The 19,683-nt window shown below is 54.8% G+C and carries 22 protein-coding genes and 2 tRNA genes; 10 read left to right on the forward strand and 14 right to left on the reverse strand.

Features of this window, described 5'->3' with window-relative positions:
• The first annotated feature begins 15 nt into the window (after window positions 1–15).
• The 6 genes from P186_RS05745 to P186_RS13815 all read left to right on the forward strand — a co-directional run bounded on the left by P186_RS05745 (window position 16) and on the right by P186_RS13815 (window position 3,122).
• The gene (locus P186_RS05745) at window positions 16–477 is read left to right on the forward strand and encodes a hypothetical protein (protein ID WP_014288498.1); all 462 of its coding nucleotides are present in this window, start codon (window positions 16–18) and stop codon (window positions 475–477) included.
• Between the two features lie 39 nt (window positions 478–516).
• Window positions 517–948, forward strand: coding sequence for a hypothetical protein (locus P186_RS05750; RefSeq protein WP_014288499.1), 432 nt, complete (start codon window positions 517–519; stop codon window positions 946–948).
• A gap of 3 nt (window positions 949–951) precedes the next feature.
• Window positions 952–1,617 (forward strand): nucleotide-binding protein, encoded by a 666-nt coding sequence (locus P186_RS05755; RefSeq protein ID WP_014288500.1) that lies wholly within the window; start codon window positions 952–954, stop codon window positions 1,615–1,617.
• Window positions 1,618–1,665: 48 nt separating this feature from the next.
• Window positions 1,666–2,007, forward strand: a complete 342-nt coding sequence (locus tag P186_RS05760) for a hypothetical protein (protein ID WP_014288501.1) — start codon at window positions 1,666–1,668, stop codon at window positions 2,005–2,007.
• Window positions 2,008–2,045: 38 nt separating this feature from the next.
• Entirely contained in the window at window positions 2,046–2,717 is a 672-nt protein-coding gene (locus P186_RS05765) for an ArsR/SmtB family transcription factor (protein WP_148682775.1), read from the forward strand.
• 264 nt (window positions 2,718–2,981) lie between these two features.
• Window positions 2,982–3,122: transfer RNA gene (locus P186_RS13815), tRNA-Cys, on the forward strand.
• A gap of 59 nt (window positions 3,123–3,181) precedes the next feature.
• Here P186_RS13815 and P186_RS05775 read toward each other — a convergent pair.
• The 4 genes from P186_RS05775 to P186_RS05785 all read right to left on the reverse strand — a co-directional run bounded on the left by P186_RS05775 (window position 3,182) and on the right by P186_RS05785 (window position 7,330).
• Window positions 3,182–3,463, reverse strand: a complete 282-nt coding sequence (locus P186_RS05775) for a hypothetical protein (RefSeq protein WP_014288504.1) — start codon at window positions 3,461–3,463, stop codon at window positions 3,182–3,184.
• 16 nt (window positions 3,464–3,479) lie between these two features.
• Entirely contained in the window at window positions 3,480–3,620 is a 141-nt protein-coding gene (locus tag P186_RS14020; protein WP_014288505.1) for a hypothetical protein, read from the reverse strand.
• 21 nt (window positions 3,621–3,641) lie between these two features.
• Window positions 3,642–6,404 (reverse strand): pyruvate, phosphate dikinase, encoded by a 2,763-nt coding sequence (gene ppdK / locus P186_RS05780; RefSeq protein WP_014288506.1) that lies wholly within the window; start codon window positions 6,402–6,404, stop codon window positions 3,642–3,644.
• 116 nt (window positions 6,405–6,520) lie between these two features.
• Complete coding sequence (locus P186_RS05785; RefSeq protein WP_014288507.1) at window positions 6,521–7,330, reverse strand: MBL fold metallo-hydrolase; 810 nt, start codon at window positions 7,328–7,330, stop codon at window positions 6,521–6,523.
• 47 nt (window positions 7,331–7,377) lie between these two features.
• On the opposite strand from P186_RS05785, the gene P186_RS05790 reads away from it, so the two are divergent.
• Window positions 7,378–8,232 carry a DUF1028 domain-containing protein gene (locus P186_RS05790; RefSeq protein WP_014288508.1) on the forward strand — a complete coding sequence of 285 codons (855 nt, stop codon included), beginning with the start codon at window positions 7,378–7,380 and terminating at the stop codon, window positions 8,230–8,232.
• Here P186_RS05790 and sfsA read toward each other — a convergent pair.
• Entirely contained in the window at window positions 8,218–8,913 is a 696-nt protein-coding gene (sfsA, locus tag P186_RS05795; protein WP_148682776.1) for a DNA/RNA nuclease SfsA, read from the reverse strand. The two genes, P186_RS05790 and sfsA, sit on opposite strands and share 15 nt — an antisense overlap.
• Window positions 8,914–8,938: 25 nt before the next feature.
• On the opposite strand from sfsA, the gene P186_RS05800 reads away from it, so the two are divergent.
• The gene (locus tag P186_RS05800) at window positions 8,939–9,919 is read left to right on the forward strand and encodes an MBL fold metallo-hydrolase (RefSeq protein ID WP_014288510.1); all 981 of its coding nucleotides are present in this window, start codon (window positions 8,939–8,941) and stop codon (window positions 9,917–9,919) included.
• On the opposite strand, the gene P186_RS05805 is transcribed toward P186_RS05800, so the two are convergent.
• Window positions 9,872–10,156 carry a MoaD/ThiS family protein gene (locus P186_RS05805; protein WP_014288511.1) on the reverse strand — a complete coding sequence of 95 codons (285 nt, stop codon included), beginning with the start codon at window positions 10,154–10,156 and terminating at the stop codon, window positions 9,872–9,874. The genes P186_RS05800 and P186_RS05805 overlap by 48 nt on opposite strands.
• Before the next feature lie 187 nt (window positions 10,157–10,343).
• Here P186_RS05805 and P186_RS14265 point away from each other — a divergent pair, with 187 nt between their 5' ends.
• Both P186_RS14265 and P186_RS14270 read left to right on the forward strand, forming a co-directional pair.
• Complete coding sequence (locus P186_RS14265; protein WP_014288512.1) at window positions 10,344–11,351, forward strand: PaRep2b protein; 1,008 nt, start codon at window positions 10,344–10,346, stop codon at window positions 11,349–11,351.
• On the forward strand, window positions 11,324–12,088 hold the full coding sequence (locus P186_RS14270; RefSeq protein ID WP_014288513.1) for a hypothetical protein: 765 nt from the start codon (window positions 11,324–11,326) through the stop codon (window positions 12,086–12,088). The genes P186_RS14265 and P186_RS14270 overlap by 28 nt, the downstream gene beginning before the upstream one ends.
• Window positions 12,089–12,205: 117 nt before the next feature.
• Here the strand turns inward: P186_RS14270 and P186_RS05815 are convergent.
• From P186_RS05815 to P186_RS05845, 8 genes are all read right to left on the reverse strand, one after another.
• A tRNA-Leu gene (locus P186_RS05815) sits at window positions 12,206–12,309 on the reverse strand.
• Between the two features lie 199 nt (window positions 12,310–12,508).
• Window positions 12,509–12,676 carry a hypothetical protein gene (locus P186_RS14025; RefSeq protein WP_014288514.1) on the reverse strand — a complete coding sequence of 56 codons (168 nt, stop codon included), beginning with the start codon at window positions 12,674–12,676 and terminating at the stop codon, window positions 12,509–12,511.
• Between the two features lie 35 nt (window positions 12,677–12,711).
• The gene (locus P186_RS05820) at window positions 12,712–14,100 is read right to left on the reverse strand and encodes a gamma-glutamyltransferase (protein ID WP_014288515.1); all 1,389 of its coding nucleotides are present in this window, start codon (window positions 14,098–14,100) and stop codon (window positions 12,712–12,714) included.
• Between the two features lie 116 nt (window positions 14,101–14,216).
• A complete protein-coding gene (gene guaA / locus P186_RS05825; RefSeq protein ID WP_014288516.1) occupies window positions 14,217–15,734 on the reverse strand; it encodes a glutamine-hydrolyzing GMP synthase in 1,518 nt (505 codons plus the stop codon).
• Between the two features lie 27 nt (window positions 15,735–15,761).
• On the reverse strand, window positions 15,762–16,997 hold the full coding sequence (locus tag P186_RS05830) for a tRNA pseudouridine(54/55) synthase Pus10 (RefSeq protein WP_148682777.1): 1,236 nt from the start codon (window positions 16,995–16,997) through the stop codon (window positions 15,762–15,764).
• 18 nt (window positions 16,998–17,015) lie between these two features.
• Complete coding sequence (locus tag P186_RS05835) at window positions 17,016–17,495, reverse strand: hypothetical protein (protein ID WP_014288518.1); 480 nt, start codon at window positions 17,493–17,495, stop codon at window positions 17,016–17,018.
• Complete coding sequence (locus tag P186_RS05840) at window positions 17,492–18,793, reverse strand: signal recognition particle protein Srp54 (protein ID WP_014288519.1); 1,302 nt, start codon at window positions 18,791–18,793, stop codon at window positions 17,492–17,494. Before P186_RS05840 ends, P186_RS05835 begins: the two co-directional genes overlap by 4 nt.
• A gap of 36 nt (window positions 18,794–18,829) precedes the next feature.
• Complete coding sequence (locus P186_RS05845) at window positions 18,830–19,675, reverse strand: ATPase domain-containing protein (RefSeq protein WP_014288520.1); 846 nt, start codon at window positions 19,673–19,675, stop codon at window positions 18,830–18,832.
• Window positions 19,676–19,683: the final 8 nt, after the last annotated feature.

Below are 19,683 nucleotides of genomic sequence, written 5' to 3' on the forward strand. Positions count from 1 at the left end.
TTGTAACTTGCCTACGTGGAGAGATATATTAGAAAGTACGGCGACGCGGTTTTTATCGAAGAATTGGTAAAACTCTCAGAACTGCACACATCGTCAAGACAAGAGTTCAGCACAACTGTTTACGAGGCGTTAAGCAAAATAGTGGAGTCAGCCGAGAACTACATAAAGAACGAAGGCGAGAGGCTTCTCAACGTAGTGGAGAGGCTGGGGGGGAGGGTCCCCGAGATGGAGCATTTAGGCCTGAACGAGATCAGGGAGAGGCTGTTAACCATCTTACGAGAGTCAGAAATCATTATCGAAAAACTCAGAGCCAGGCTGTTGGACATAAAGGAGGGGCGAGACACCTATCTCACCCTGGACGAGGTATTCGACGCAGTTCGAGAGTTGAATAATCTGTGGGACACAGCGGCGAAGCTAGTAAAGTTTTACAGACAACTTTATTCAGACTTGTCGCCGTTGTTTCTTATTACCGCGTGATCTACACAATGTTTAAAAACTAAGTCAAAACACTAAAGCATGGAGAAGTTTAGGACTATAGTGGGTGAGAAAAAGGAGGAGCCTAGACAGGAAGTTGCCCAAGCTGTCCAGGAGCCAAGGCCGAAGCCCGAGACAACCGCCATCCAGGAAATCGCGGCTGTGGCCAGGGAGAGTACAGATGTGGGACAGTTCATGCGCTACGTGGCGTCGACAATAGCAAAGCTTCCGCCAGAGGAGAGGACCTTCGTGAGGTTCCTAATCGCGCCCAAGGCGACGCCTCTGGTGATAAACGACAGGATGATAGACGTGATTTTTAAAAACATAGACCTGCTGGAGGAGCCGCACATAGAGGCTCTAAGCAAGTCCATGTCGCCGGAGGACTTGGTGAAGCTGGCGGATAGGTTTAATAATAAGCTGGCCGCGCTAGTTGCAATATTCGCGGAGAAGTGCCGCCCGGCTCCACAACCGTGATAAATGATAAAGACTGGGACAGTCGCCTTTACCAGCTGTAAAGGAGGCGCCGGAAAGACCACTCTCTCTGTCAACGTATCGGCCGCTCTTCCATTAAACGTACTACTTATCGATCTCGGAGGGGGGGCCTCGAGGTTCTTCCCCGCCCCGCCGATTGACATAGAGAGCGTTAATCCAAACATAGAGGCTTATAGAGATACGAGAGCTAAGAATATCTACGTAATTCCAATTGCAATAGACCCAGCCACCGTGTGGAGAGTAGAGAACTGGGAACGCGTATTTCAAGACTTAAGCGAGGCAGTTAGGAAAAATATCATGAAGAACTCGATAGACGTCGTCGTGCTTGATATGTACCAGCTGTCGCGCATAACGCCAATCGAGGTTTTCGGACTTGATAAATCCGACATAGTTGTCTTAGTTGTGGAGGGGTATGAAGACTGCACAAAGCCTGTGTCAATGCTAAAAAAGTTTTTTGACGCAAAGCTCATAACCGTGTTGAACAAACATGAGCGAGGAATCGAGTATCCTGGAGCCGTCGTGAAGATACCCTTCTCCGCAACTCTAGACTACTACAATAGGAGGGGCCAGTTCTATACCAAACCTGTGACTAAACTCGCCGAATTCATACTACAGGAACTAAAGAAAATACCAAGCTCTAAGTGGTTTTGATTTTGTATATCTACCGGAGAGTTTATATAACAGACACATTTAGTCTGTGTGGATATTAAACAGCTGGTAGCTACCGTCGCCTCCGTCGCCACAAACGCAGACCTTAATACAATATACGCCCTAGTCATGTTAGCCGTCGAAGAGCTAAAGCTTAAATTAGATGTGTCAATTACATTAGTAGAGGAGGCTCTGCGTCAGCTCGTTGAAGAGGGGTACTTAATAGAATACGAAGAGGCCACACTAGATCTCTCCAAAAGAACTAGGAAATATATAGCAACTGAAAAATTATCTCAAGTAGCAGGCAAGCCACCTCCTAAAACAGCCCAAGTAGCGAAAATGCGATATGTAACACCCACATTCTATTATCTTCTAAATCATGCAAAGAAGTAGACACCACAAAAAATAAATTAGAACACAATACCTAGTATGTGAACTTCACCATACTCCTATTTCTAGCTCCACTTTCTATATGGGTATTCACAATTCCGGTGCCCCCCAACGCAACAGTTACTATATACTCGTCGCTACCTCCCCTCTGCAACTCAACAACAACTACCCCGGTGCAAGGTCCAGCTACAGTGGACATAGTATGCGTTAACCCATATCTACACGGTGTACGTATAGCTGGGTGGATAAATCTTGAGCCGGCACCTCCAACACCACCGACCCCGATACAAACCCCCGAGGTGCCTGCGGTGGCGATAGCAACCGGCGTGGCGGCTGTAGCCGGTCTAAGCCACCTAGTGAGCAACAGGAGAGAGCTACTACTAGTGCCCATTGCACCCATCATTTCGAGAATAAAAACAGCCTCAGCAGACGACCCAGTAAGGAAAGAAATTCTACGTGTAGTTGAGCAGATGGGCGCGGTAACACTTTCACAAATAGTGAAACTCACCAAGAAGAGCTGGGGAGCCGTGCAGTGGCACGTCTACGTACTAGAAAGAGAGGGAAGGCTAAAGAGCGTCAAGATAGGACCATTTACCTACTACTTCACAAATCCGAGAACAGCCGCCGAGATAATACTCTCCTCTGTGGACCCTGGGAGCTTAAGTCTCGAAGACAGAGAGAAACTAGACATAATGGCCAGTGCCGTGTCATGACCAGTCCCAGGTCAAGATAAACCCAGCGCTGACGGCGCAATCCGGGATTAAGAAACACGGCTTCAGGCACGTTCACGTCGACCACACCGCCATAAACTTCGACATCTCTAACAGCAACAAAAAGAGAAAACGTGGCACTAAGGGCGAGCAGGTGAGAACACAAAAGAAGACAACCAAAACGACTAGACCCCATCCCCCTCTGTCGTAAGCGCCCCTTAGTGAACAGGCAGGTAAGCTTAAAAATATTACACAGAATTGGAAATAGCCCCGGTAGCTCAGTCCGGTAAAGAGGAAATCTCCGGAGGAGCGGCGGGCTGCAGACCCGTAGGCTAGCAGTAGGCGGACGTCCCGTCAAGCCCCAGCGAGGGGGCTTGGGGCAAGGTTCAAATCCCGGCCGGGGCTCCACGTCCTCGTAGAACCTCTCCTTGTCTGTAACCTGTTGGTGTAACGTGAACCAGCTTCGTCTATGGCTTTTCGCTTTTTAGTTGCTGTATTAACCGCTCTGCAAATGCTATGGCCTCTAGGGAATTTTTCAGCTCTATCTCGTTTTCTTTTTTCTGGCCGGAGCCTTTAACTAGGTAGGCTAGGCGTCTCGTTTTTGGGAACCACAAGAGATAGATCTCGTATCTGCCCACACGTCCGTTTATCCACTCTAAATAGCCGTTGGCCTCGCCTGCGCTGTCTACGGAGTCTAGCATCCTGGCCACCTCCGTGTGGAAGGATCCGATGAAGTGGAGGAGGTTCACGGAGATTCTGAAAAAATTACTTTATTTTTGTACACCTCTCGCTTCTCACTTCGGCTTTCTGGCTTTTCTCCGGCGGGCCGCCGAATCTACAGACGTCTATATACGGCGCTAGTATCAGACACATGCTGGTTATGAAATTCTTTAGCCTAGTCCACATGTATGTACAGTGTGTATTATTTTAAATTGGTTTTTGATAGTGCTTATTTTGCCGGTTTAACACCGCGGCTTGGGCAGCGGCTAGCCTGGCTAGGGGTACTCTGAACGGGGACGCGCTGACGTAATCCACTTTTGTTTTGTGGAAGAAGTGTATAGATCTGGGATCGCCGCCGTGTTCCCCACATACGCCGACTTCTATAGATGGGTTTGCCTCTTTAGCTGTCGCTGCTGTTTGCTCCACTAATTTACCTACGCCCTTTACGTCGATTGTTTCGAATGGATTGGCGTCTATTATCTTCAGGTCTAGGTACTGCGGTATGAATTTGTTCTCTGCGTCGTCGCGGCTAAAGCTAAACACGGCTTGCGTCAAGTCGTTTGTCCCGAAGCTTATAAAGTCTACGTGTCTAGCTATTTCGTCTATGGTGAGGCACGCCCTCACCGTCTCAACCATGGTGCCAATCTTTACGTTTAACTTGACGCCGAAGCTCTCCTCCACGTCTCTAAGCGCCGGCATAATCGCCTTGTCCTTAACATAAACTATCTCCCGGACCTCGGAGACTTGCGGTATCATGATCTCCACCACCGGGCTAAGTCCCTCTTTCTTAAGCTCGGCGGCGGCCTCAAGTATAGCTCTGTTTAGGTAGTAGTAGAAGTCGGGATGAGTAACGCCAACTCTTACTCCCCTGTGGCCTAGCATTGGGTTAGCCTCTTGCAACGCCTTGATGCGTCTATACAACTTCTCGAGCTCCGCCGTGTCTTCTCCACGCATCTTCTTCTGATATATCTGCTCCAGCACCTCCTCAGGCTTGGGCAGAAATTCGTGTAGCGGCGGGTCGATTAGCCTCACGATGACGGGAAGCCCATCCATTATCTTAAACACCTCCTTGAAATCTGCCTTCAACATTTTGTAGAGTCTTTCTAGGTGTGGCCTCCTCTCCTCAGGCGTCTCGGCGAGTATGATTTTTCTAAGCAACTCCAAACGCTCGGGCTTTCTAAACATCCTCTCAATCCTCAACAGACCAATGCCATGGGCGCCGAATTTCCTGGCAATGGCGGCGTCCTCCGGCAGATCTGCGTTTGCCCTCACGCCGAGGCGTCTAAACTCATCAGCCCACCTAAGCAACTCCTCCAGCTCAGGTATTAACTCAGCCTCTATCGTGGGCACGACGCCGATGTACACACCGCCGGTGTGGCCGTCGATAGTTATCCAGTCGCCTTCGCGCACCACGTGGCTCCCCACTTTGAAGTACTTCTCCTCTTCGTGAATTTCAATAGCCTCAGCGCCAACCACCGCGGGTTTTCCAATAGCCCTAGCCACCACCGCCGCGTGGCTAGTCATGCCGCCCCTACTGGTCAAGACGCCTACTGCTGAGTAGAAGCCGTGCACATCGTCGGGCTTTGTCTCAACTCTAACTAATATAACTCTCCTGCCCTGGGCGGCCCACCGCACCGCGTCGTCTGGGTGGAAAACCACCTGTCCAGACACCGCGCCGGGGCTCGCCGGGAGGCCTTGGGCCACTGGCTGCGCCTTGGCCTTGGGATCGATACGTGGATACAACAACTGAAGCACGTGCTCTGGGCTTACGTAGAGCAAGGCCTCCTCCCTCGTGATGATGCCCTCCTTCGCCATATCCACAGCTGTCTTTATCCTGGCAAGAGCAGTCATCTTCGCGTTTCTAGACTGGAGGAAGTAGAGACGGCCCCTCTCAACAGTGAACTCCACGTCTTGGACGTCCTTATTCACCTTCTCAAGTAGCTTAACGCCGTTGTACAACTCGTCGTAGAGGTGGGGGAACCTCTTTCTAAACTCTTCAATATCCATCGGCGTCCTGATGCCCGCCACCACGTCCTCTCCCTGCGCCACTGGCAGGAACTCGCCGTAGAGCCTATTCTCACCCGTCGCCACGTCTCGGCTAAATACCACGCCGGTGCCCGAGTCCCAGCCCACGTTGCCAAAGACCATAGTCACCACGTTCACAGCCGTGCAGTCCGCGATATCTGGGGTAATTTTCTCAATAATGCGGTAAAAAATAGCACGTGGAGACATCCACGACCTAAACACGGCCTTAACCGCAAGTTTTAACTGCTCCCAGGGATCCTGCGGGAAGCCTCCCCTCTCCCTCTTTATAATATCCTTGAAACGCTCAACGGCCTCCCTCAAACCCTCCAGCGGGACATCGGGATCGTCCTTCACCCCGTACTTCTTTTTAATCTCCTCCCAAGCCGCTGAAAACAACTTCTCGTCTATGGAAAGTACTATTTTGCCAAACATCTGTAAAAACCTTCTATAGGCGTCGTAGGCAAACCACTCGTTACCAGTCTGCTTCGCAAGCCCTTTGACTGTTTCGTCGTTTAGACCCAGGTTTAGAACTGTATCCATCATCCCGGGCATAGACACAGCGGCGCCGCTTCTCACAGACACAAGGAGGGGGTTGTCCCTATCCCCAAACCTCTTCCCCGTCTCCATCTCCAACTCCTTCATGTAGCTGACCACCTGATCCCATATCTCGCTTGGGAGATCCAAGCTGTCTATGACCGAGTGTAGCTTCTTGATAGCCTCGTCCCTCACCTCCGGGGGCGGGTTCTTCAAAAGGATGCCCTCTAGTTCAGAAATCTCGCTCCTCTTGGGCTCATAGAACTTCTTGCATGCCTCTGTCGTTATTATAAAGCCGGGTGGGACACGGAGGCCTAACTTCGTCATCTGAATAAGGCTGGCGCCCTTCCCCCCAAACAACTTCTTGTTTTTATAATCAGCCTCTTTAAAACTGAACACATATTTCTGCATATATTACAGTTTTATTCCATTTTTAAATTTTTCTTTGCAATAACTAAATAACTAGTTTTATATTTAAGCGAGATATAATTTACTTAGATCTGCTGAATTAAGATAATTATCTATAATTATATTTTTCTCTCCCACTTACCTTCTTCGTCAATATAGACTAAACCCTCCCTTGACAACTTGGAGAGAACTGCACGCACCGTGGTCATGGTAAGCAACACGTTCTCCCACCCCCTCTCCCCACCTGTCTCCTTCAAGACCTTCACAGCCAGCGTGGTCACGTCCCCCGGCAACGCTGATTCCACAAGCCTCACGGCTCTCTCCGCCGCCGACTTGTTGATATCTAGAAGCTCCCCAATGCGTTTTCTACTCCCCAAGACGGGGCCGTGCCCCATCACCAACGTCTCTGGGTCTATTTCTCTAATCTTGTCCAGCGACGCTATGAATAAATCCACGTCCATGAGGTACGGCACGCCGTACTTCTCTAGAACTTTCTCCCCGAAGACGGCGTCGCCGGCGTAAAGCAAGCCCTCTATGTAGTACCCCACGTGGCCAAAGGTGTGGCCCGGCAGAGGCACCACTTCGAAAGGCCCAACTTTATCGCCAGGCTTAACCACTGCGCTTACCTTTATATCTTCCCCCTTGTAAACTGCCCCCTCTGTATACACGCCGTGGGTAAAGAACAGCCGCGCCTTGACGCTGGCTACGAAAAGCTCCTCACCCCACGGCGCGTAGACCTCCGCCCCCTCCGGCACGGCAGTTAGGTGATCTGCATGGAAGTGCGTCAGCAGGATCCGGGGCGTTCTCCCCACCGCCGAGAGTATCTCCGCGGCCCTCTCCTTCGGCTGACCTGGATCGACCACGTACTCCCCCACGATTAGAGTATTAGGCGAGCCTCTCAACAGCCTCACCCCCCTCCTAATCTCCATATTTATGGAATCCAGTAATGTATTTATTTATGTGGCTGTAGCCGCGTGTGACATTCTCTATAGTGGCTACAGACGGCGTCGACGTAGGCGTCGCCGTGTCTTCAAAATTTGTCGCCGTAGGCGCGTTTGTACCCCACGTCGAGGCTTCTGTGGGTGCCGTGGCTACGCAGTGCTACGCTAATCCGCGGCTGGGCAAGCTAATACTGGCACTAATGAGGCAAGGCGTGCACGCTAGAGAGGCTGTGGAGAGGGCGGTGGCCCAGGACTCTGAGAGGGAGCTTAGACAGATAGGGGCTGTCGACGCCAGAGGCAACGCCTACGGCTTTACCGGCCGGCAGTGCCCCGAGTACGCTGGTCATGTCGTTGGTAGCGGCTACGTGGCTCTAGGCAACATCTTGGCGGGGCCGCAGGTGGTTGAGGCCATGGCTAAGGCCTTTGAGACGCAGAGAGGGGAGCTGGTGGATAAGCTAATAGCCGCCTTAGAAGCCGGGGAGAGGGCGGGCGGAGACAGAAGGGGCAAGCAGTCGGCGGCGGTTGTTGTGCTAAGACCGGGAGGCGGCTACCTCGGCCTCACAGACGTGTACGTCGACATTAGGGTAGACGATCACCCGGAGCCCGTGGCGGAGCTCAAAAGGATATTCAAGATATGGGAGCTGACTCTACTCCAGAGAGACGACCCGAGAGACGTAGTGTTGAAAAAAGACGTGGCGCGGGAGGTGCAGGAAGCCTTGAGGCGGCTTGGGTTCTACAAAAAAGAGCCGACGGGGGTGTGGGATGAGGAGACTGAGAAAGCCTTCAGAGACTGGGCTGGCTACGAAAACTTTGAGAACAAGATAAGAGGCGACGACAAGATCTGGGGCTCCCTCTACCGATACCTCATAGAGGCGTCAAGAAGGAGTTAAAACCACAGGCAACTCGCCCACGTATCTAAGCCCCCACTTGTACATCTCTAGCTTAACGGCGTGGATCTCCACCCCGGCGCCGCGTGCCCTTACGAGGCTCTCGGCGAACCTCCTATCCATGCGCCAGTTGGGGGACATCACCTCAGCCCTCTTTCTAAAGACGAGGAAGACAACGTGCGCCTCGTAACCCTCGGCGGCTGCCCTAGCCAGCTCCTCCATGTGCCTAGCCCCCCTCGCGGTCGGCGCGTCTGGGAACAAGGCCCTCCCAGACTCCTCCAGCGTCACCCCCTTTACCTCCACCAGCGCGGGCCTGCCGCCGGGCGACCTAAGCAACAGGTCGAAGCGGCCACCCCCGAAGACCGGCTCCCTCTTCTCCACCACGTAGCCTCTGAAAAGAAGCCCGCCCTCGACTAGCCACGCCGCCACTTTGTTATGTATCGAAGAGTCGACAAGCACCAGCTCGTCGTCCAGCTCCACAGCCGTCAGATAGAAGTCGGTCTTCCCCCCGCTCTTCCTCCTCGCCCATATCTTCGCGCCTGGGAACAGCAACTCCCTCAATCTGCCTGGGTCGTGTATGTGGACAGACGCCTCCCTCCCCTCGATAAGCGCAACGCCGGCGAATCTGTTCAACCTCTTGACGAAAATCCCCCACGAGTCGGGCGCCGGGAGGGGAAAATCCATAAAAATAGACACATAGCCCATTTTAATGTCATTCACCAGACTGAGGCTCCCCCTGCCGGGGATGGAGCTCGGCCACGTCAACGTCTACCTCGTCAAATGCAGTGACGGATACGGCTTGGTGGACGTGGGGCTCGCCACCTACGACTCCGCATTGGCTTTGTTAAGAGGGCTAAAGCAACTCGGCGTAAGGCCTGGGGAGATAACCAAGGTATTCGTCACCCACTTCCACGCCGACCATATAACACTGGCGCAGTTCCTCGCCGAGGTCTCGTCGCCGGATTTCCACATCGGCGAAGGCGAGATCAGCCGCGTAGCCTCCAGCTTCGACGACTTAGCGAAGATGTACGCAGAGGAGTACAAGAGACACGGCGCGCCTGCAGAAGTCGCCGAGGCGTTCCTAAAAGTACACCCAATGTCCCGATTTAGAAAGTCGTTTGAAGACGTGTGGAGACTCCAGTGGAGATCTGTAAGAGACGACGAAGGCCTCGACTGCGGCCTAAGAGCCATCTCCACGCCGGGCCACACCCCTGGACACACGGTCTACGCCGCAGCGCACGGAATCTTCACCGGCGACCACGTCCTGCCCAAGATAACGCCAAACATATCGTGGTACCCAATTCCGGGGTTCAACCCGCTGAAAGAGTACCTAAAAAGCCTGAAGAAAGTAGCTACAAACAAAAGAGGCTACCCAGCCCACGGAGATGAGATAGGCAACCTCGCCTTGCGGACCGAGGAGCTGGTTAGACACCACGAGGAGAGGCTAAGAGAAGTCATGGCCGTGCTGAGGGAGCCCATGACCACCTACCAAGTAGCTCAGAAAATCAGTTGGGACGCCGGACCATTCGAACAGTTCGACGTATATAACAAAATCTTCGCAATAGGCGAGGCATACAGCCACCTACTCTACCTAGAAGAGGCGGGTCTTGTGAGGCGCGTTGAGAAAGACAAGGTGTATTGGCTACCCGCCGAACGGCGGGATAATCTGCAAAACATCCCCCTCCCTTAGAGGAGTTTTTAAACCATTTAAAAAATCTATAGAGCGTCCGTTAATCCATATATCGTGCATCGGAATAACCTCCTCACCCCTCAGCAACCTCCCCTTCAGACCTGGAAATCTCCGCTCCAGCTCGTCAAGCGCCTCCCCCACCGTGGCGCCCTCGCCCAGCTCAAGCTTCAGCGTAATAACGTCATAACTCTTAAGGCCAAAATACGCAGGTCCAAAAATCTTAACAACAATCCTCATAAAGTAAACAAATCAAGACTCTTAATATCTGTTAACTCATAGTAGAAAGATGTGGAGGGTAGGAACCCCGGAGGGGCTCGGCTGACGACGCGGTTCTGGGCCGTACGCGGGGCTCAGCCCCAGAGCGCTCTTCCGGCAAGCGAAAGCCGCGCCGCCGGCACCTCCATGCACCAGCCCCGATCGGCGTGTGAAAGCTGGCGTAGAGCCAACCCCCCACATCCAGCCGCTCTCCGGCGAGCCGGACTGGGCCGGGGTGGCGCGGGAGATGGCTTTTGAAAACGCTTCTCTGACGCGGTTCTTCCTCTCGTGGCTGTCGGCGTATCTATGGGCGGCGGAGGGCGACAAGAGGGCCGTGGCCGACTTCCTCACCGCCGCGGTGATGGGAGACGGGAGTATACAGACGGCTGTTAGGAGGGAGGAAAGCGGCGTGGAGCTGGCTGGCGATGTGCGGCTGACGGTGGGCAGATTCTCGGCGAAGAGGAAGAAAAAAGAGGAGGCTGGGGCCATAACCCACATACACAAGGCGGCGCTGGCGCTGGCCGTTCTGAAGGCGGCTGGGCACGAGCCGGAGAGGGTGTACGCCAGGGCAAGGGGGGAGAGTCGGTGGTTCGAGCTGGAGTGGCGCATCGACGCGGCCAGGGGCTTTCTGTCCAACGCGTCTCTCTGGCTGTACGCGCCGGAGCTGGCCGGCGGAAACGACGAGATAAGGGTTAAGTACTCCAGGGCCCTGGAGGCCGTGGGCGTGGAGGCCCACATAAAGGACTTCACCGCGGAGGGCAAGAGGCCGAGGGCCAGGCTGGTGGTGAGGCTGGGCGGAGATACAGCTGAGTTCTCAATACGCCTGCAGAAAGGCAACATGGTAGAGCTTCGCTTCGGCACAACCAGCCGCGAGGAGGCCGAGCGTAGGGCGGCGGTGCTTAGGGCTGTGGGGGTGGGGGCCGATGTGAAGAGGACCTACCACAAATCCCGCAACCGTGACCAGTGGTATATAGTCGTCTCGACAAACGTCCTGGCCGCAGAGTCTGTGCACGAGGAGGTTAGAAAGGCAGTGGTGGAGTTCCTTCAGCGGTGCAGAGAGGCTGGCGCCCTCGAAGAGAAGACGTGTAGACGCCTAGCCGCAAAGATCGAGAGGGGCGTGCCGGAGTGGGGAGATATAAGATTCTCCCTATGGCTGAAAAAGACGGCGCCGTGGTAGTACACTACAAACCCAGAGACCCGGAGTCCTACAACAAGGCTTTGGAGCTTCTGCGGGGGCTGGGCATGAGGGACACTTGCGAAGGCGGCTGGTGCCTCGTCCACTTCACGGCGAAGGAGCCGAGAAGAGGCGAGGAGGGCTACGTCTACATCACCGCCGACGGCCTCAGGTACATCGGCTGGCTCGCCCTACACGGAGAGGGAGAGGCGAAGACGAGAGCACAGTGGTTGAAGGAAATGCTCTTGAAGGAAGCCGAGGCAAAGGGTGTGGAGGTGCGTAGGCGGCTGGAGGAATACTTCCGGGAGGGAGAGCAGTGGGGCTCCGTGGAGCTACCGATAGAGAAGGAGGTCGAGGTTGAGGGCAGGAGGGTGAAGGTACGCGTCGAGGAAGTCGAGGCATGGAGAGAGAAGGGCGAGAAGAAGGAGCACCTAGTTGTCAGGATAAGAGCAAAGGTGGTTGAAGGAAACAGCGAAGTAGCGGTAGAGAAGGAGGCCAGGTTCTTCAAAAGCGGCGGCGTGATTAAGGGCTATATAATTATACACGCCAGCGCCGAGGGTGGGCCGGATGCGGACTACGCGAGGACGGAGGCGGTGTTAATGGCGCTGGGCGTGGAGTCGTGGACGAGAGAGGAGAGGCAGATACACCTCACAGGCGGCGCCCTAGACGCCTTCATGCGCCTAGAGCCGGTGTGCGCCGCCCTGGGCATATGCAGAAAACTTAGAAACACACATCTGTAAAATACGGAAGTAGTCTGGCCCGGTTCAAGGCTTGCTCTCCACCCTATCTGAAGCGTCCAGCTCCTACTTCCCTTATCGATCGCGGCAAACCCGCTTGTTTAATTTCCAATAAAATAGTGGTGCGGGGGGTGGGATTTCTGGGCGGCGCCGCCTGAACCCACGCAGGCCTACGCCACAGGGTCTTAAGCCCTGCCCCTTTGACCTGGCTCGGGCACCCCCGCCCAGTGCCAAATGGATACAGAATTTTAAGTTTTTCACTAGTGGGATCGCGGTGGATCTCATCGAGACGCCCAGAGCACGCCCCGTCCTAATCTTTAATGGTAAGGGACGTTTCTAATATCCCTAAGTAGAGTTTATTGAGAAGAGGATTGTTAAGTGGAAATAGGGAAGACCTCACCGATTTGTTAATACTCTTCTGCCCTATCCACATGCACATCCCCCACCTGTGCTACCCATGACGATTTTGTTCTCGGCCATGAGTTTCGACCAGCATTCTGGACACACCAGAGCGGGGCCTCTGTCTTTTATGTTGGCCTCTAGAAGTGGGGTGTCCTCCCTGCCGCAGATCGCGCATCTATAGACGGCCATGTGTGTATATGGGTGCGAAAATAAAATTTTTCCCGCTATAGCCCCAGCGCCAATCCATCTCCTCTTATGTCTGCCACCGCGGCGACGCCGCCGTGCCTCTTTGCCACAAGCGCCGCGACGCCCAATCTGCTGGGGTATTTCACAACTGTGACCCCGGGGCCCCTTTCCCACCCCTCCTCTGCCTGGGCCTCCCACCCTCCTGTCCATATGAAGCGCGGGGCCCAGACGGCGGCGCGGGGGTCCATGCCGTACCAGACGACGTTTTGTATCAGCTGGGCGTATATAGCCGGTCTGTAGTGGCCCGCGCTTGCTCCAAGTGCGTAGATCTCTCCTCCGCGCTCCATGACCACTGCCGAGAGCGTGTGGGCGGGGCGCCTCCACGGGGCGGCTTTATTCAGCCCCTTCGTGAAGTCGCCTGCTCTGTTGTTGAATGTCATGCCCCACTTCGGATCTGTAAAGCCCGACCCAAAGGGGTAGTAGAGGGACTGGATGGCGGAGACAACGAGCTCCCCGTCCCCCGCGGCTAGGTACGTGGTTCCGGGCGTCGGCTCGGGGGCCTCTGCCTCCCCCAGCTCGAGGCGCCCCGCCAGTATGTCGCCTAGCGGCACCTCGCCGTCGTGTAGATAGGCGTCTCTCGCCCAGTGGGCCTTTCTCAAAGCCGCGATGGTATTTCTCAGCCTGGCGTAGCTAAAGGCCCCCTCCGCCCTCTCCGCCAGCTTAACTGTCAGCAGTACGGCGAACCCCAGGGAGGGGGGCGGGGCCTCGTATATAGTCCAGTCGCCGTATGTTATATACAGCGGCGGCTTGACCTCCGGCCTATATCTAGCAAAATCCTCAACCTCGAAATACCCGTGTAGCAGATCCTTGGCGATTTCCTCGTAGAAGACGTGGGGGCCCTCTCTAACTGCCCTCCACAGCTTGAGAAGGGGCTCAATTCTGTAGGGCGCGCCGGGCGCCGCTGGGAGGCTTAGGTAGACGCCTCCGCCCGGGTCGGCATCCAGCACGTCTCTATACTTCGCCACAGCGGAGGCTAGGGAGGGGTGCAGGGTGGCCTCCTCCATGAAGCTGACCGCGATGTCCACCACCCTCTCCCATGACAACACACCATGTCTCCTATGGAGCTCGTGGAGCCCGGCCAGGTAGCCGGGCACAACCGCCGACGGAAGGCCTCTGCGCGGCGGGGCTTCTGGCACCCGGCGCGGGGCCCAGCCAAGCCCAAGCACGGCCTCTGTCTTCCCCCCGTCGTGCACCAGGGCTAGGAAGTCGCCTCCGACGCCGCCTAGATGGGGCAGTGTGTATGTCAAAACAGCGGAGGCCGCCGCGGCGGCGTCTGCGGCGTTTCCGCCAGCCTTATAGGCCTCGTAGCCGGCTCTAGTTGCTAGGTAGCTCTCGGTGGCTATGGCGAAGCGCCTTCCGAGATACATTATCTATTTAAAAATGTGCCGTATATCAACTTGAACCCCCGGTTCCCCGCCCGCCTGACGCACCCGCGTCACGGGTGTGGGCGTGAGGGCGGAGCCGGTAGGGCCGACCGCACATCTCAACATGGCTCTATTGTCGAGGGGGGTTTGGACGTAATGGCGTAGGTCACCATGGTTACCTCGGGGATTTCTGAAGTTATCCTGCTGGATATCTTCTCGAGGACTTCGTAAGGCACTCTCGACCAGTCGGCCGTCATGGCGTCTTCGCTTTCTACAATTCTTACCGTCACCACGTACCCCTCGGCACGTCTATCCCCCTTTACCCCCACCCACTTGTCGTCGCCGACTACGGCAAAGGCTTGCCACACCTTTCTCAAGACGCCGGCCCTCGCCAGCTCCTCCTCTACTATCTTTGTGGCTTTTCTCACAATTGCCAGCTTTTCTCTGGTAAAGGGTCCTACCACCCTCACCGCGAGGCCGGGGCCGGGGAAGGGCTGTCTGTAAACCACCTCGTCCGGCAACCCGAGGGCCTTCGCAATTTTTCTAACCTCGTCTTTGTAAAAATCCCTAAGCGGCTCCACCAGCTCAAGTTTAAACCATGGAGGCAGGCCGGCGACGTTGTGGTGGCTTTTTATCTTGTCCGCTCCCTTTACCGCCCCGCTTTCCACAACGTCGGGGTACAGAGTGCCCTGTGCTAGATACCTGGCGTCTCTGATGCCAGAGACGACTTCGGTAAAGATCTGGGCAAACGTCTCGCCGACGATGCGCCTCTTTTCTTCACAGTCGGCTACCCCCTCGAGCTTTTCTAGAAAGCGCCCCTTCGCGTCGACGTATATCACGTCTATGCCTATGGATCTCAGCAGAGCCACGGCCTTCTCAGGCTCCCCCTCTCTAAAGAGACCGTGGTCTACGAAGACCGCCTTGGCCCGACTCCCCACGGCCTTGTGCACCAGCACTGCGGTGACTGTGCTGTCTACCCCACCGCTGACGGCTACAATCACCTGCCCTTCCCTTACTCTTTCTCTTATCTCCTCGACAATCCGGGTAATGTGGTCCTCGGGCCTCCAGCTCTCCTTAACTCCGGCTATTCTTCTGGCGAAGTTTTCCAGCAACAAGGCGCCTTTAGCCGTGTGGTTTACCTCTGGGTGGAACTGCACCCCGTATATATGCCCTTTCCTCATCGCAGCTATGTAGCCGTTTTCGCTTACCGCCAGGATTTCAAAACCAGGCGGCGGCTCCTCTACGTAGTCGCCGTGGCTCATCCAGACAACCTCCTCGTCGCCCCACCCCTCAAGCAGGGGGTCTCTGGCCACCACCTTCACGAGGGTTCTGCCGTATTCGCCCTTGCCGCGCGCCACCCTCCCCCCCATTTTCTTGGCTATTAGCTGGTGGCCGTAGCATATGCCAAGGACGGGTTTGCCTAGCTCAAATATCTCCGTGGGGACATCTGGCGACGGCGACTCGTAGACGGAGCTGGGGCCGCCGGATAGTATCACCGCCTTTACTTCCCCCTCCCTTGCCTTTTCCACCGCGTTTTCCGGCGTTGTTATTTCCGCGTATACCCCGGCGTCCCTCACCCTCCTTGCGATTAAGTGCGCATACTGGCCGCCGAAGTTAACCACCAGGATCTTCTCCACTGGCTCATGAATGTGGCTGTTAAAAAACTATTCAACTGCCAAGACGTCTAGTTCCAGGACTTCTAAGTATGTGTTTAAAATTTCAGAGACGCTGGGTTTCGTCCTGCCGCCGTCTCCGTGGATGAACTCCTTGACGTAGAGGCCGCCTTGGCACCTGACGTATAGCTCAAACACGTGGGGGGACACGAGTCTCCACGCCAACTCGTAGACCATCCTAACCCTCTTCTTCCTTGGGCTCAACCTCTTTATTCTCCTGGGCGTGAGCTGGGTTACCGTCTTCCCAGACAGCTCACCAAGCTTGTTGAGCTCCTCGGCGGAGAGCTCCCTCTCTGAGAGTACAAGCGCCCGGTAAAGCTTTACGTCTGTCTTCGCCTTTTCCTTCAGCCGCCTAACCTCCTCCCTAGTGGTAAAGGTGCTGGGGATGAAGATGACGTCGTCGTCTTTAAGCGGAGGCACGGAGCCGCGGTACTTTACCGGTTGCTTTACCTCCACCACGAGTTGTCTGCCGGTGCCCAGCATTCTTGCGTCGCTGTCCTCCCTACCCGAGACGTGGACGACGTGCTCGCCTCCGCCAAATACGTCTTTTACATATGCAAGCTTCTCGGTAAGGGTTGTCTTTACATCTCCAAATTTCTTTGCCTGCGACACGCGGCGGCTAAGCTTTAGATAGACGCCCCCTATCAACACCGGGTTTCTCTCGACCGAGGCTTTGCCGGTGACGAGGTCGATTCTTACCACGACATTTGGCCTAAGTTTATCTACACGCTTACCGGTAAGATGTCTCAAAAGCTCTTTACCAATCCGCCTATTTATCTCGTGCTTAATTGACTCGCCGGTCGTGATTAGAAACTTCTTAACCACCTGAGACTCCCGGTCAAGCACCTCCCTCGGAATAGTTGTACCAACCGCGAAGCTGTTGAAATCAACTTCCGACAGTAGGGGGAGCGCCGCGTCTGCATATTTCTCCACCTCCGTGAGGAGGCCGCCGCATATGTAGCAACTCTCCTCCTCCACCTTAATCCCTACGCTTGCCAGAAACCTTCTTGTCGGCTTGTGTACCTTTGCCAGCGCCGTGAGGTCCCTTACGACGTCTTTTCCCTTTCTGTAATCGTTGACAAGCGTCATGTGGAGTATTGTCTTAATCGCGATCCCCCTCTCCGCGTTCTCCACGCCGTGGCCAAGCTGGGCGAAGAGCCGGCCTAGGCACGAGTCGCAGAGCGGGTACTCTCTAATAACCTCTAGAGCTTTGTCAAGTATCTCCACGGAGGCCAAACCTAGTGGCTATATAACTATTTGCATACCTCTTAGCAATCTGTCCGTCGTTATGTTAACAACCACGACTTGGTGATGGGGCGGCAGCGCCCCGATATTCAAGCCGCAGTCGGGCTTTATTCCCGCCGCCTCCAGCTCTATTACGTAGGTATAGGGCGGCTTGGGGAGGCAGCTAGTGACTTGAGATGGGCCCACCACGACGCCAGCTGTAAGGTCTCTACTGCCCTTCTTAACCACGACGCCCTCTTGACGCCCTTGAGAAAAGGCCTTCTTTAGGAAGCCTATTGCCGACTCTTCGTCTGGGAATAGTCTCTTTACCCTCTCGCCTACTATCTTTACCGCCTTATCAACATCCCTTAGGTAGAAGACAGCCTCTGCGTCTTTCCTGACGCCGTTTGACACCAGCAACGCGGCAACGAGTATTTTGGCGTGTAGGTGAGGCTCCGCCTGGAACTTCGACGTGGAGGTGGTGATTAGGAATCTCCTCACCTGGGCATCCTAAGGCGGAGCTGGCGCTTCAGGGTTTTAGACATCTTCCTCAAATTTTCGTATACTGTGAGCATCTCTTTTACGTCCTTCGGCGTCACGCCGGCGCCCAACGCGATGCGGCGGATGCGGGAGGCGTTTAGAACGTCGGGGTTTTTCAACTCCTCCCTAGTCATTGAGCTGAGGATGGCGCGCCACTTCTTCAAATTTTTCTGGGATAGCTCTATCTGCTCCTCAGATATCTTGGCCGCTATGCCGCCGGGCAGTAGCTGGAAAACTTTACTCAGCGGCCCGAGTTTTAGTAAGCTGTCAATCTGCTTTTTGAAAGTAAGAAGGTCTAGCTTTCCCGACTCTATCTCCTCTAGAACCTCCTCTTCTTCGAACACCGCCTTTATCTTCTCCACGAGGGCGTCGAGGTCGCCCATACCCAGCACCCTTGCCACGAACTTCCTTGGGTGGAACGGCTCAAACTCGTCTACGTCCTCCCCCACGCCTATGAACTTCACCCTGGCCCCGGTCTTGGCCACCGCCGCCAGGGCGCCGCCGCCGCGGGCTGTGCTGTCCATCTTAGTGATGATTACGGAGTGTATGGGGAGGTATTTCATAAAGGCCTCTGCCTGGGCCGCCGCCAGTTTGCCCACCGTGGCGTCTATGACTAGCATAACCTCGTCGGGGCCCACCGCGTCGTATATAGCCTTGACCTCCTGTAGCAATGCCTCCTCGTTTCTGTGGCGGCCTGCCGTGTCTACAATAACCACGTCCATATTCCTGAAGTTCTGTACACCTCTCTTTGCTATCTCCACCGCGTCCTTCTCATCCCTCTCGCCGTAGAAAGGCACCCCTATCCTCTCCGCCAGCTGCCTCAGCTGGTCAAACGCCGCGGGTCTTATGGTGTCCGTCTCCACGAGACCCACCTTGTAGCCCCTCTTGGCGAGGTACTTGGCGAGCTTAGCCGCAGTCGTGGTTTTGCCGCTACCCTCGACCCCGAGTAGTAAAACCACGTAGGGCCTCTTTACTGGTTTAAACTCCGGCGTCTGCTCGCCGCCGAGTAGCTTTACCAACTCGTCGTAAAGCACGTATATGAGGTATTCCCTGGGCGGGATGCCGGCCGGCGGCTTCTCCTCTTTTATTCTCTTTACCGCATTTTCGGTAAAGGACTTTACCAAGTCGAGGGGCACGTCGGCTTTTAATAGAGTGCGCTGAATCTCGCGGGAGAGCTCTTGTAGAGTTGCCTCGTCTATATACTCGACGCCTCTTATCTTCTCGATTAGCTTGCTGAATATCTCTGAGAGGGCCTTCACACAAGTAGGCGTGTCTGAGTATTAATAATTTCCGTGTTATGTAGCCGGCGGGGCTTGTGGCTGCTGGTTAAGCGTGGCGTACCAGATATCTACCTGTTTCATGAAGTTTTCGAGTCTGTCAAGCACGTAGATGCCGTAGTGCGGATATATTTCAAACACAAGCTTCTGGGGCCTAACCGCCGTCCACCTCATCTTTCTAATGAACATCACTCTGAAGACGAAGCCGCGGTACTCCATCAGTTCTAGCTTAATGACGCCGCTTGCGAGGTACTCCTCCACGCCGAATCTACTAATTTTGTTCTCCCCCGTCGGTATTTCGGAAGTCATAAGCGTGGTTATGTCCTTCATTTTTCTAAGCTGAAACACCAGTTCTCTCATGTACTCCCTCACCCATAGGACGTCTGTGTGGGAGGTTATAATGAGAGGCGCTATCGGGTCTATTACCAGTCTCTTTATGCCGAATTTCTTGACGTACTCAGTTATTATCTTGGCTATTTCCCTGGGATCCGCGGTTACCTTCTCCTCCTTGGCGTATGTCCGGAAATGCGTTCTGAGGTCTAGGAAGACTAGCTTGTTCTGGCTCTCCAACGCCTCTAAGTCCCAGCCCAGAGACTCCCTCACACCCCGCTTCACGTCTTCCGACGGCTCGTCTATAGTGATGTATAGCCCCGGCTCGTCGTAGAGCTCGGCGCCCGTCTTGAGGAACTGGAGGCTGAATATGGTCTTGCCCTGGCCCGCCTCCCCAGCCACTAGGTATATCTCGCCCTTGCGGAAGCCCCCCTGCAGGAGCTGGTCTACATACCAAACCCCAGTCGGCGCTCTGTTGTCGTAGACAGGGTAATAATCCTGGTAGTCATAGCTATACTGCTCCTGATAAGCCATACGCCTCA

This window comes from Pyrobaculum ferrireducens (genome assembly GCF_000234805.1).
In the GTDB taxonomy this organism is placed as follows: Archaea; Thermoproteota; Thermoprotei; order Thermoproteales; family Thermoproteaceae; genus Pyrobaculum; species Pyrobaculum ferrireducens.

What these genes read in the sequence shown, in the direction of transcription:
- ppdK (WP_014288506.1), bottom strand. Translation starts at nt 6,404, where the DNA reads ATGCAGAAATATGTGTTCAGTTTTAAAGAGGCTGATTATAAAAACAAG.
- P186_RS14025 (WP_014288514.1), bottom strand. Translation starts at nt 12,676, where the DNA reads ATGGCCGTCTATAGATGCGCGATCTGCGGCAGGGAGGACACCCCACTT.
- P186_RS05750 (WP_014288499.1), top strand. Translation starts at nt 517, where the DNA reads ATGGAGAAGTTTAGGACTATAGTGGGTGAGAAAAAGGAGGAGCCTAGA.
- sfsA (WP_148682776.1), bottom strand. Translation starts at nt 8,913, where the DNA reads ATGGATTTTCCCCTCCCGGCGCCCGACTCGTGGGGGATTTTCGTCAAG.
- P186_RS05820 (WP_014288515.1), bottom strand. Translation starts at nt 14,100, where the DNA reads ATGTATCTCGGAAGGCGCTTCGCCATAGCCACCGAGAGCTACCTAGCA.
- P186_RS14270 (WP_014288513.1), top strand. Translation starts at nt 11,324, where the DNA reads ATGGCTGAAAAAGACGGCGCCGTGGTAGTACACTACAAACCCAGAGAC.
- P186_RS05785 (WP_014288507.1), bottom strand. Translation starts at nt 7,330, where the DNA reads ATGGAGATTAGGAGGGGGGTGAGGCTGTTGAGAGGCTCGCCTAATACT.
- P186_RS05800 (WP_014288510.1), top strand. Translation starts at nt 8,939, where the DNA reads ATGTCATTCACCAGACTGAGGCTCCCCCTGCCGGGGATGGAGCTCGGC.
- P186_RS05755 (WP_014288500.1), top strand. Translation starts at nt 952, where the DNA reads ATGATAAAGACTGGGACAGTCGCCTTTACCAGCTGTAAAGGAGGCGCC.
- P186_RS05805 (WP_014288511.1), bottom strand. Translation starts at nt 10,156, where the DNA reads ATGAGGATTGTTGTTAAGATTTTTGGACCTGCGTATTTTGGCCTTAAG.
- P186_RS14020 (WP_014288505.1), bottom strand. Translation starts at nt 3,620, where the DNA reads ATGTGGACTAGGCTAAAGAATTTCATAACCAGCATGTGTCTGATACTA.
- P186_RS05845 (WP_014288520.1), bottom strand. Translation starts at nt 19,675, where the DNA reads ATGGCTTATCAGGAGCAGTATAGCTATGACTACCAGGATTATTACCCT.